Genomic DNA, 11,480 nt, shown 5'->3' with positions numbered 1-11,480 from the left:
ATTGGCTTGGCCGCGCCGGCTCCGATAATTGTCGTAGGCGGCGCGGTTTAAGGTATTAAAAAATATAAAATTCTAAACCGCGTCCCCGCTAAGGGTTATGGATGCATCAAACGTCGAACTCACGCGAACGTGAGCATCTCGCTCTGGACGCGGTTTAGGCTCAGTGCCCGCCGCCCTTCAACGCGCTGTTCATCCCCTCGATGGTGTCTTTCGCATCGCCGAAGACCAGCGAGGTGTTCTCTTGGTAGAAGAGCAGATTGTCCACACCCGAGTAACCCGGACGCATGGAGCGCTTTAGGAAGTAGACCTGACGCGCGCGCCCGGCCTCCAAAATGGGCATGCCGTAGATGGGACTGGTCTTGTCCTCCTTGGCCGCGGGATTGACGACGTCGTTCGCGCCGACGACCAGCACCACGTCGGTGCTCGGAAAGTCTGGGTTGATCTCGTCCATCTCAAGCACGCGGTCGTAGGGGATGTCGGCCTCGGCGAGCAGCACGTTCATGTGCCCGGGCATGCGGCCGGCGACGGGGTGGATCCCGAACTTGACCTCCACGCCGCGTGCCTCCAGCAGCTCCATCAACTCCTTCAGCGCGTGCTGCGCTTGAGCGACGGCCATGCCGTACCCGGGGATGATGATGACCCGGTTGGCATCCTCCATCCAGTAGACGGCATCCTCGACCGCGGCCGACTTTACACCCTTCTCGGCGGCGACCGCGCCCGCGCTGTCCGCGCCGCTACTGTCCGAGCCGAAACCGCCGAAGACGACGTTGAGGATCGAGCGGTTCATCGCCTTGCACATGATGTAGGAGAGGATCGCGCCCGAGCAGCCGACCAGTGCGCCGACGATGATGAGCAGGTTGTTGTGCAGCGTGAAGCCGGTCGCCGCTGCGGCCCAACCCGAATAGCTGTTCAGCATCGAGATGATGACCGGCATGTCCGCCCCGCCGATCGGGATGATCAGGGTCACGCCGAGGGTGAAGGCGAGCAGGGTCATGAGGGTCAGCGAGATCAGGCTGCCGGTCATGGCGAAATGCACGGCCAGGGCGAGAGTCGCGATCCCCAGCAGCGCATTGAGCAGATGTTGGCCCTTGAATTTGACCGGGCTGCCGCTGAGCAGACCTTGCAGCTTGCCGAAGGAGATGACCGATCCGGTGAAGGTGATGGCACCGATGACCACGCCGGCGGAGATCTCGCCCATCAAGAGCGCACTCAACTCACCTGCGCCGCGCTTGGTGAGGAAGGTCCCGATGGCGACCATGACCGCCGCCATACCGACGAAGCTATGCAGGGCCGCCACCAACTGCGGCATGGCCGTCATCTGGATGCGCAGGGCCACGATGATGCCGATGATCGCGCCCAGCGTCATCCCGACGATGATGAATCCGTAGGATTGGACCTGATCGCCCATCAGGGTCGCGACGACGGCGATCAGCATGCCGAGCATGCCGTAGAGGTTGCCGCGCCGAGCCGATGCCGGATGGGTCAGACCCTTGAGGGCCAGGATGAAGAGCACGGCCGAGACCAGATAGGCCACCGCCTGGAGATTCACTGAAAGCGTCATGACGGCCAATCCTTACTTTTTCTTCTTGAACATCGAAAGCATCCGGTGTGTCACCAGGAAGCCGCCGAAGACATTGATGGACGCCAGGAGCACGGCGATGAAGCCGATGATCCGGGTGAAGAGCCCCGCATCCGGATCGCCGGCGACGAGCAGAGCGCCGACCAGAACGATACCCGAGATGGCGTTGGTGAGCGCGACCAGCGGGGTGTGCAGCGAGGGCGTGACGCCCCAGACCACCCAGTAGCCGATGAAGCAGGCCAGAACAAAGACATAGAGGGCAACGAGCGAGGGATCGAGTGCCTCGGGCATAGGGGTAACTCCGGTTGGACGGTGATCATGGGCGCGTCGCCGATGATCCCTGGTCAGTCATCGCAGAAAAGGCGTTCGGGCCGCAACGCTGTCTTTGCGGCCCGATGTCTCGGATCGCTCTCAGGTCGAGGGCTTCACCAGCATGGCCGCCGTGATGTCGTCCTCGGCGAGGTCCTTGAGAACCGGGCCGGACTCGCTCGGGGTGAACATGATCTCGATCAGATTGGCGAGGTTGCGGGCGTAGAAGGCGCTCGCGTCCGCCGGGACCAAGGCGGGGAAGTTGGTCAGACCCACGATGGTCACGCCGTGGCGCTCGACGATCTCGCCCGCGACCGTCAGCGGGCAGTTGCCGCCGTTGGCCGCGGCCAGATCGACGATGACGGACCCGGGGCGCATGCGTTTCACGACCGCTTCCGTGACCAGGACCGGTGCCGGGCGACAGGGGATCAGGGCGGTCGTGATGATGACGTGAGCTTTGGCGAGCTGGTCGCTCAGGGCCGCCTGCTGCTTCGCCTTCGCCTCCTCGGAGAGCTCCTTGGCATAACCGCCTTCGCCTGAACCGCTTTCACCCAGGTCCAGCTCGATCGGCTTGGCGCCCAGGGAGCGGATCTGCTCCTGGGTCTCGGGGCGCACGTCGTAGGCGTAGACATCGGCGCCGAGTCGACGCGCGGTGGCGATCGCTTGAAGGCCCGCCACACCCACACCCAGGACGACCAGACGGGCCGGCTTCGCGGAACCCGCGGAGGTCATCATCATGGGCAGGAAACGGCCGTAGCGGGCCGCCGCCTCGAGGGTCGCGCGATACCCGGCGATGTTGCTTTGCGAGGACAGGGCATCCATGGATTGGGCGCGCGAGGTGCGCGGCATCCGCTCCATCCCGAGGACGCGAACCCCCTTGGCGAGCATGGCCGAGAGGATCGCGTCTTCCCCGCAGCTCTCCAGCAGGCCGATATAGAGTCCGCCCGGCCGCAGCGCCTCGACATCCGCGGCATCGGGTCGACGGACCTTGAGCAGGAGGTCGACATCGAAGGCGCCTGCGCGATCGGTCAGCTGCGCACCCGCCGCCGCGAAGTCGTCGTCCGGGTAGCCGGCACGCACCCCGGCGCCCGCCTCAACCATGACCTCGAAACCCTTACCGATCAATTTCTTGATCACTTCCGGGATCGAGGCCACGCGGGTCTCGCCGGGGGCGGTCTCCAAGGGAATTCCGATCTTCATCGCTCTGTCGTCCTATCCGCAGGTCGGCCGCCCTAAAGCGGCAAAAACCCGCGCATTATCGGTGTAGGGACCAGTCGCCGCAACCAACCGCGCACCGATTCGGGGCGCATTCGGGCCAAGAAGCGGACTGCGCATCCTCAGCGTTCCCCGCTCCCGCGTAGCGCCTTGATGATGTGCGAGGAGATCTCCTCGATCGACTGACTCGTGGTGTTGAGCACCGGGATCTGCAGCCGCTTGTAGATCTGAGTCGCCATCCTAATGTCCTCCTGACAACGCTCCAAAGACGCGTACCCGCTGCCGGGACGCCGCTCTTCGCGGATCAGTTGCAGGCGCTGCGGATCGATGGTGAGCGCGAAGAGCTTGTGGCGACAGTCCCAGACCAATTGAGGGACGTCCCCGCGCTCGAAGTCCTCCTCGGTGACCGGATAGTTGGCGGAGCGCAGACCGTAATGCATGGCGAGATAGAGACAGGTCGGCGTCTTGCCCGAGCGCGAGACACCGATCAAGACCACGTCGGCGCGATGAAAGTTGTCCGGCCGGACCCCGTCGTCGTTGGCCATGGCGAAATTGATCGCCTCGATCCGCTTGGTGTAATAGCTGGGCTTGGTGATGGCATGGCTGCGCCCGGATTTTCGGCTCGGCGGCACGCCCAGCTCCGCGGAGAGCGGCGCGACGAAACCCTCGAAGAGCTCGACGTAGTAGCAATTGCCGCTTTCCAGGATCGCGCGGATCTCGTTGTTGAGCATGGTGGCGAAGACGATCGGGCGCACCCCGTCGCGATCGGCGGCCTCCTGCATCCGCTGCGTCAACGCCTTGGCGCGCAGGTCGGTGTTGATGTAGGGCATGTACACCTGCTCGAAGTCGATGGTATCGAACTGCGACAGCAGGCTGTGGCCGAGCGTCTCGGCGGTAATGCCGGTGCTCTCTGAGACGAAGAAGACGGTACGGTTCATAGGCTCCGACGGAGTGATGCAAGTCAATGCAGTCTATATTGGAATTTGGTGATATGGAGAACCCTTGATCCCGGCAGCACCGCGGCGCGACACCCATGCCGGATGCGTCGGACGATCCGTGACCGATTTCGGTCGGCAAGCCAGCCGATCTTCGCCGAGCCGGCAGGCCATCCGGCCGGCCCACTCACAGGCCGAGGAGCTTCCCGATGCCCAAGATCAACAACGACCACGCGCTGCGTGATGCCCTCAACGGACTCGACGCACAGCAGCAACGCATTCTAGGCTCCCGCTTCGCCCATCACGTCATGCCGTTGAGCAAGGACGAGCGGGTCAACCGCGCCATCGAGGTCGGAATGCGCGAGGAGGCCGCCCCCGGCGAGCTGGAAGACGCCTTCAAGGCGGCCAAGGCGTACGCAACCAAGACCTACACCGACTGCGGCAAAGACACCGATTGGCTGGCCCAAGCCGATCACTTCGTCGCCGCCTCCGCCGCGGCGGCCCTGACGCCCGATGCGCTCCTGAGCGAGAAACAGAACCGCGCTTGGAAGGCCGCCATGCAGGCCCGCATGGCCGTCAACTGCACCCTGATCGAGGAGGACGACGCACCCGAGACCTCCGAGGCCGAGCATCAGTACGCGCTGACCGAGGCATTCCTGGGCTGAGTCTGTCTAGCGGCCGGGGCGCCCGCTCGGGCATCCCGGCCCGCCGGCTAGACCTCGATCCGGCCGCCGTCCTGCGCCGCGAGGATGGCGTCATAGATCTCCCAGGCCGCAGCCGCCTCCTCCTCGCTCATCCGGCTGATGGCGTGGCCCAGATGGACGACCACGTAGTCGCCGACGCCGATCGTCTCGTCCTGCAGCATGAAGAGATTCACCTCGCGCTCCGCGCCCTTCGCCGTGCACCGGGCCACGAAGCCATCGACGGACTGGATCTGCATCGGGATACCGAGACACATGGACAAGCCCCCAAGGGAAGTCGATCATTGCTCGGCAGGCTAAGCCGCTCCGCGCCCACCCGCAAGGACTCAGATCAAACGATCTTAGGATCACCCCTCATCAGCCCGAGAAGGTCCACCGCCGTGCAACCCACCACACTCATCCTCGGCCTCGGCAACGTCCTCATGACCGACGAGGCGGTCGGCGCGGAGGTCGTTCGCCGACTCGAGCAGGAGAGCGATCCGGACGCATCCCTCGTGTTCATCGACGGCGGAACCCTGAGCTTCACGCTCGCCCTGCCGATCGGGGACTGTCCGCGGCTGATCGTCGTGGATGCCGCCGCAATGGGCGAGCCACCCGGCAGCGTCCGGGTCTTCGAAGGCGAGGCGATGGATCGCCAGCTCAGCGTCAATGCCAAGACAGTTCACGAGGTCAGTCTTTCCGACCTAATGGATATCGCACGCCTCACCGACACCCTCCCGCTCCAACGCGCCTTGGTCGGCATCGAGCCCGAATTCGTCGGCTGGGGCGACCGGCTGACGCCCGCGGTCGAGGCAGCGATCCCCGAGGCCATCGCACGGATCCGTGCACTGGTGGATCGTTGGGCCACCTGACGGGCGCACCTCGCACAAGAACCCTTGATTTGTGTACGGCATCCCTCTATCGTTTGCGAACACGCTACGTTTAGATTCGTGGCGTGACCTCCAAACCACAAACGAGGATCAGCCTACATGCGACCCACGACGATTCGCTCTCTCTCGGCCTTTTCCCTGACCACAGCCACGCTCACCCTCGCGCTCAGCGGCCCGGCCTTCGCCGCGTCGGCGTGCAAGGGCCTTGAAGAAGCGGTATGCGGGACGACGGAGGCATGCCGCTGGCAGGCAGGCTATACACGAAAGGATGGAATCGAGGTCGCGAGCCACTGCCGCAGCACGGGGAAAGCCAAAGCGGCAGCACCGCAGACGCCGGCTCCTGAAGCGGCTGCCGGGGACGATGTCGATAAGGCATCCTGACCGATCGCCCGGGCAGCCCCGGCGGCGCCCTGTTTCCGGGTTACCGGGGCGGCTCGATCGGGGCGGCTCGATCCGAACAGGTCGGGCGGGGCGGGCCTGATTCGACAGGTATCGACAGTCGGCAGCAGCGGGACCGTAACGCTCCCCTGCTGCCGGACCCGGGGTTACCGATCCCCGATCGTCGGTTGCTCCCGATGCCGGGGCGGATGGTCGCCGAGCTCACCCGCCTTTACATGCAGTGCGTAGAGGACGTCCTCGTCCGCGATATGATCGATCAACCAATCCTGGGTCATCTCCAAGGCCCGATCCGCGAGCTCCTGGCCGGGACCAAAGGTCCGCAGATCGTTCTCTAGTTCATCCAAGCGCCGCATGAAGGCGACATGCTGCCTGAGGTGCGCGTCGAGATCCGGATAGTCGTGCCGACGCATGAAGTCTTCTTCGGTGGAGAAGTGGGTCTCCGCGTAGCTCCGCATGAAGGCAACGGCATCGATCACGCCGGTCTTGGCCTCGCGGTCCAGGATCGCTTCGTAGAGCTGATGCGACGCGGCGAAGAAGCCTTGATGCTGTCGGTCGATCTCCTCGATCCCGATGCTGTAGATACCGGACCACTCTCTTAACATGAAAACCCCTTCGGATTTGGAAGCGCATCGCACGAATGGGATCGAGCCGGGTCGTCGATCCCGGGCGGCATCGTCGGTTCGATAAAGCCTGTTTGCGTCCGCCGTTCGCAGCTCCGACCGGAACAACGCTCATCGGGCGCTCATCGGGCCGCAAACACCCCGTCAGGCGGATCGAATCATCGGACTCAACTTGGCCGGGAGTCTAGCATAGGCCGGCTCAACCTCTGGCCGGGTCCCGCGTTCCGCTTCACGCAGCCTTCGAAGCACCCAATGCGCTGCGGCACCGAACTCAGCCGCTCCGCCGCGCCCGAGCATCCGGGGCCTTCTAGAGCGACCCCCAAGAACCGCGCCGACGGCGAAAGCTCAGGTGCGGTAAAAACAGGCCGATCAGCACCCCGATAAGGATGACGCCGGCTCCGATCATGAACCAGCGCTGATTGGTCCGGTTGCCGAGGTCGCGGTTGGCCTGCTCGAGGTCGGCGCGCTCGCGCGTGAGCTCGCTGACCTGAATGCGCAGACGCTCTCGGTCGCTGGTGATGTCGAGGATGTTGGTCGAGGCATGACGAATGGTGGCCAGCTCCTGCTCGAGCCGCAGCTTCTCGCGCTGCACGACCTGGAAATCGGCATCGAGCCGGTCGTACGCCGTCTGCAGCGCCCCGAGCCTCGCGGCCAGCGTGTCCGGCTCGCCCTGCAGCTCGACCAAGCGTTTCTCGAGCTCGATGACGCGATTGCGCGCGGCAGGCTCGTCCTGCAGCTCACGCTCGAGCACATAACCGACGGTCCCGTCCTCGGTACGCACGCGCGCGTATTCGGTCGCCTTGTTCACGCTGACGACCTCCACCGGCGTACCGCTCGGCAGCATGCGGATGATGCGATAGCGGTTGCTCTCGCCCGTGCGCAAGGTGACCTCGAGCGAGTCCGTCACATAGCGCGTCGCGGCGCATACCGGCGGGATCTGCGCGAAGTGGATGCCCAGGAGCAGGACGAAGAGGAGCGTGGAACGTCTCACGGGGGATCCTCGGCGAGGCGTAGGTCGGACGTGAGCAGTCTCGCGACCGTGCCGAGCGGTCGCGTCGGGCCAGCGAAAACCGCAAGTTACACCAGGGCCCGGCGCCTGTCACCCTCGTGGCAGCAGGAGAAATTCCAGCAGGGCCTTTTGGGCGTGGAGACGGTTCTCGGCTTCATCCCAGACCACGGATCTGGGGCCGTCGATGACGGAGGCGGCCACCTCTTCTCCCCGATGCGCCGGCAGGCAATGCATGAAGAGTGCGTCGGGCGCGGTCCGCCCCATGACGGCATCATCCACCTGGAAGGGCGCGAACAGGGCCTCGCGTTTCGCCTGCTCATCTTCCTGGCCCATGCTGGCCCAGACGTCGGTCACGACCAGATCCGCCCCCACGGCAGCCTCCTGCGGATCGCGCAGGATGCTGCAACGGTCGTGGACCGCGGCGAGCAGATCGGCATCCGGATCGAACCCTTCCGGACAGGCAACCCTCAGCTCGAAATCGAACACCTGCGCGGCCTCCATGAAGGAGTGGCACATGTTGTTGCCGTCGCCGATCCAGGTCACGCGTCGACCGCGGATATCGCCGCGATGCTCGTGATAGGTCTGCATGTCGGCCAGCAGCTGACAGGGATGCAGACGGTCGGTCAGGCCGTTGATGACAGGTACGCGCGAATTCGCGGCGAAACGGTCGACGATGTCGTGATCGAAGGTCCGGATCATGACGGCGTCGACCATGCGCGAGAGCACCCGTGCGCTGTCCTCGATCGGCTCGCCGCGGCCCAGTTGGGTGTCGCGCGGGGACAGGAACAAGGCGTGGCCGCCGAGCTGCACCATGCCGACCTCGAAGGACACCCGGGTGCGCGTCGAGGATTTCTCGAAGATCATCGCCAGGGTACGGTTCGGGAACGGCCGATAGTCCTCGCCGGACTTCAACATCCGCTTGAGCTCGGTCGCCCGCGCGATCAGTCCTCGGGCCTCTTCGGCGCTCAGATCGAGCAAGGACAGAAAGTGTCGGCAGTGTGTCTGATCGGCATCCATAGACGTCGTCTCTCCCGCGGGGCGTTGCTCAGACATCGCTCAACCAGCGCTTGACCAGGGTCGTCAGCCCTTCGAGAAGTCGGTCGGCCTCGGTCCGAGCCAGGATCAAGGGCGGCAGGAGGCGGATAACGCGCTCCGCCGTCACGTTGATCAGTAGACCGGCCTCGAGCGCCTGCCCGACCAGATCGGCACAGGGGCGTTCCAGCTCGATCCCCAGCATCAGACCCCGCCCGCGCACCTCGACCACGCCGGGCACGTCGTTCAAGGCACTCCGGAAGCCGTCGAGCAGATAGGCTCCTTGCTCGGCCGCGTTGGCGACCAGGTCGTCGGCAACGATCGTCTCCAACACGGCACGCGCTGCACGGCAAACCAGTGGGTTGCCCCCGAACGTCGAGCCGTGCGAACCCGGCCCGAAGACCTCGGCCGCCGCCCCGCGAGCAAGGCAAGCGCCGATCGGCACGCCGTTGGCGAGGCCCTTGGCCAAGGTGACGACGTCGGGGAGGGTCCCGCCGTGCTCATGCCCGAACCACCGCCCGGTGCGCCCCATTCCGGTCTGGATCTCGTCGCAAATCAAGAGCCAGCCGTGCCGATCGCACAACTCGCGCAGACGCTGTCCGTAGTCCGGCGCCGGGATCCGGATACCGCCCTCGCCCTGGATGGGCTCGACCAGGATGGCCACGATGTTCAGACGATTGGCCGCTGCGGTCTCGATGGCCTCGACGTCGTCGTAAGGGACCCGCACGAAGCCCTGCACGAGCGGCTCGAAACCGGCTTGGACCTTGCGATTGCCGGTCGCCGACAGGGTCGCGAGCGTGCGCCCGTGGAAGCTGTTCTCGGCGACCAGGATCGCGGGATTCTCGATCCCGCGCCGGTGGGCATGGAGACGCGCGATCAAGATCGCGGCCTCGTTGGCCTCCGCACCGGAATTGCCGAAGAAGACGCGATCCATGCCCGACATCTCGGTCAGCATCGCGCCGAGGCGCTCCTGCTCGGTGATCCGGTACAGGTTCGAGGTGTGAATCAACAGCCCGGCCTGCTCGCAGATCGCATCGCGAACCGCCGGGTGCGCATGCCCGAGCCCGCACACGGCAATGCCGGAAAGCGCATCGAGATAACGCCGGCCTTCCGTATCCCAAAGCCAAACGCCCTCGCCGCGCTCAAAGGCGACAGGCAAGCGCTTATAGGTGGCCATCAAGGGTTCGGTCATTGGGGCAGACCCCGCTCAGTCTCCGGAAAACAAAAAGAGGCGGTTCCTCCGCAAGGGAAACCGCCTCTGCTCAAAGGCGAAGCGGGGGAATATAGCGCGAAAAGAACCTGAGCGACAAGAACCCGCGACACCTGTCTGCAGCGCCCCCGAGCGGACGCGCGATCAGCCGCAGAAAAGAGGATCCGACCCAATCGTCGGACGATCCGCGAATTCGGCAAGATCGCGCTCCGGCCGGAGCATTAGAATAGACTCATGCGCTTCATCACACCGTCACGTTTGATCCGCCAGTGATAGACCGCTGCAGAGACGTGAATCAGGATCAGGACCAAAATCACCCAACCGACAATCGCGTGAAGTTGGAACAGGATCTTGCTCAACTCCTTATTCTCGGGCACCAGGCCCGGTAGAGTGAGGTTGAAGAACTGCACCGGAAAACCCCCGGTCGCCGTCCCCAGCCAACCCAAAACCGGCATCAGGATCAGGGCGACATAAACGAACGTATGCACGGTCAGACTGCCCGCACGCTCCAATCCGGTCAACGGGGGTTGATAGGCCGGAGACCGGAAAAGCCTCTTCAGGGCAAGGCGTAAGATCATCAGGGTCAGCAGCAGGATACCGAATGTCTTATGGTATCCGTAGAGTTGATTGGTCATTTCCAACCCGACCAGATCCTTGAGCCCGTCGAACCCGAGGGTTCCCAACAAGGAGCCGACGGCCAGCAAACCCAAAACCAGCAGGGCAATCAGCCAATGCAGAAGTCGCTGAGCATAGTTGTAGCGAAGGGTCTCCATGCAGTCCTCCGAAAGACATTGATGTGATAATTCACGTCGGCGGCGTTATGCTCCGTGCGCGCCCAAACGCCCCCTGAGCCATCCAACGCGGTTTCTTCCGGTCTCCCCCGTCATAAAGTAGTACCCAAGGACACCGACACAACCACCCCCGAAGACTCACCGGGCGACGGCGTGCGCGCAGGGGTCGAGCGCGAAACCTGCAGAGTTCCGGACAAATCCGACGTTTCAGCTCGGGCGAGCACCCGATGCGGGGCGATCTTGCGACAGGGAGCGCTGTCCAAACGACGCTCCGCGCAAGGGCCGTTGCATCCCGACCCTTATCGTGCCGAACTTCCATTCAGGAGCCTGCTGATGCGTACGCCATTGAGCGTCGGTATCCTCGGTTTCGGCTACACCGGCGCGACCTTCCACGCGCCTCTGATCTCAGCGGTCCCCGGCCTGCGCCTTAGCGCCATCGCCAGCGGCAATGCGGCCAAGGTCCATGCCGCCTGGCCGGATGTTGCGGTCTGTGCGTCGCCGCAGGCGCTGATCGCTCGCCCGGACATCGACCTCGTCGTGCTGGCGACCCCGAACGCAACACATCACCCCCTAGCGGCCGAGGCGCTCGAGGCGGGCAAGCATGTGGTGGTCGACAAACCCTTCACGCTGAACGTCAGCTGTTGTCGCTCACTTTATTTCACCGGCCGAGTCCCGAATTATTTCGCGCGGAATGCTCGCGGCTTTCCCGCACTGATCACCTCGGTGGCGCAGTGTCGGCAGGTGGATGAGTGCGAGGAGCCTGAGGAACGCGAAGCCGGTGTGCGGAGTGCGTCGCGGCGGTGTTCGACGT

General features: G+C 64.4%; 13 protein-coding genes. 3 read left to right on the top strand and 10 right to left on the bottom strand.

Annotation, left to right across the window (positions count from 1 at the left end; genetic code table 11):
• Positions 1–160 precede the first annotated feature (160 nt).
• The 4 genes from VLR48_RS03445 to ppsR all read right to left on the bottom strand — a co-directional run bounded on the left by VLR48_RS03445 (position 161) and on the right by ppsR (position 4,041).
• Positions 161–1,561: an NAD(P)(+) transhydrogenase (Re/Si-specific) subunit beta gene (locus VLR48_RS03445; RefSeq protein WP_325290435.1), complete on the bottom strand. Its 1,401-nt coding sequence runs from the start codon at positions 1,559–1,561 to the stop codon at positions 161–163.
• A 12-nt stretch (positions 1,562–1,573) separates the two neighbouring features.
• The gene (locus tag VLR48_RS03440) at positions 1,574–1,870 is read right to left on the bottom strand and encodes a proton-translocating transhydrogenase family protein (protein ID WP_325290434.1); all 297 of its coding nucleotides are present in this window, start codon (positions 1,868–1,870) and stop codon (positions 1,574–1,576) included.
• A gap of 120 nt (positions 1,871–1,990) precedes the next feature.
• A complete protein-coding gene (locus VLR48_RS03435; RefSeq protein WP_325290433.1) occupies positions 1,991–3,088 on the bottom strand; it encodes a Re/Si-specific NAD(P)(+) transhydrogenase subunit alpha in 1,098 nt (365 codons plus the stop codon).
• A 137-nt stretch (positions 3,089–3,225) separates the two neighbouring features.
• The gene (ppsR, locus tag VLR48_RS03430) at positions 3,226–4,041 is read right to left on the bottom strand and encodes a posphoenolpyruvate synthetase regulatory kinase/phosphorylase PpsR (RefSeq protein WP_325290432.1); all 816 of its coding nucleotides are present in this window, start codon (positions 4,039–4,041) and stop codon (positions 3,226–3,228) included.
• Positions 4,042–4,247: 206 nt separating this feature from the next.
• On the opposite strand from ppsR, the gene VLR48_RS03425 reads away from it, so the two are divergent.
• On the top strand, positions 4,248–4,703 hold the full coding sequence (locus VLR48_RS03425; RefSeq protein ID WP_325290431.1) for a hypothetical protein: 456 nt from the start codon (positions 4,248–4,250) through the stop codon (positions 4,701–4,703).
• A gap of 47 nt (positions 4,704–4,750) precedes the next feature.
• Here VLR48_RS03425 and VLR48_RS03420 read toward each other — a convergent pair whose 3' ends face one another.
• Entirely contained in the window at positions 4,751–4,996 is a 246-nt protein-coding gene (locus VLR48_RS03420; RefSeq protein ID WP_325290430.1) for a HypC/HybG/HupF family hydrogenase formation chaperone, read from the bottom strand.
• 123 nt (positions 4,997–5,119) lie between these two features.
• Here VLR48_RS03420 and VLR48_RS03415 point away from each other — a divergent pair, with 123 nt between their 5' ends.
• Positions 5,120–5,590 carry a HyaD/HybD family hydrogenase maturation endopeptidase gene (locus tag VLR48_RS03415; RefSeq protein WP_325290429.1) on the top strand — a complete coding sequence of 157 codons (471 nt, stop codon included), beginning with the start codon at positions 5,120–5,122 and terminating at the stop codon, positions 5,588–5,590.
• A gap of 563 nt (positions 5,591–6,153) precedes the next feature.
• Here the strand turns inward: VLR48_RS03415 and VLR48_RS03410 are convergent.
• The 5 genes from VLR48_RS03410 to VLR48_RS03390 all read right to left on the bottom strand — a co-directional run bounded on the left by VLR48_RS03410 (position 6,154) and on the right by VLR48_RS03390 (position 10,651).
• A complete protein-coding gene (locus VLR48_RS03410) occupies positions 6,154–6,609 on the bottom strand; it encodes a hemerythrin family protein (protein WP_325290428.1) in 456 nt (151 codons plus the stop codon).
• A gap of 325 nt (positions 6,610–6,934) precedes the next feature.
• Positions 6,935–7,618 (bottom strand): TIGR04211 family SH3 domain-containing protein, encoded by a 684-nt coding sequence (locus VLR48_RS03405; protein ID WP_325290427.1) that lies wholly within the window; start codon positions 7,616–7,618, stop codon positions 6,935–6,937.
• Between the two features lie 108 nt (positions 7,619–7,726).
• The gene (argF, locus tag VLR48_RS03400) at positions 7,727–8,653 is read right to left on the bottom strand and encodes an ornithine carbamoyltransferase (protein WP_325290426.1); all 927 of its coding nucleotides are present in this window, start codon (positions 8,651–8,653) and stop codon (positions 7,727–7,729) included.
• A 28-nt stretch (positions 8,654–8,681) separates the two neighbouring features.
• Positions 8,682–9,860, bottom strand: a complete 1,179-nt coding sequence (locus VLR48_RS03395; RefSeq protein WP_325290425.1) for an aspartate aminotransferase family protein — start codon at positions 9,858–9,860, stop codon at positions 8,682–8,684.
• 239 nt (positions 9,861–10,099) lie between these two features.
• Positions 10,100–10,651: a cytochrome b gene (locus tag VLR48_RS03390; protein ID WP_325290424.1), complete on the bottom strand. Its 552-nt coding sequence runs from the start codon at positions 10,649–10,651 to the stop codon at positions 10,100–10,102.
• 351 nt (positions 10,652–11,002) lie between these two features.
• Here VLR48_RS03390 and VLR48_RS03385 point away from each other — a divergent pair.
• On the top strand, positions 11,003–11,480 hold a 478-nt coding region (locus VLR48_RS03385), incomplete at its 3' end, for a Gfo/Idh/MocA family oxidoreductase (protein WP_325290423.1).

Source organism: Thiocapsa sp. (assembly GCF_035467215.1).
Lineage (GTDB): Bacteria > Pseudomonadota > Gammaproteobacteria > Chromatiales > Chromatiaceae > Thiocapsa.
This window is presented reverse-complemented; position numbering and strand designations above follow the sequence as displayed.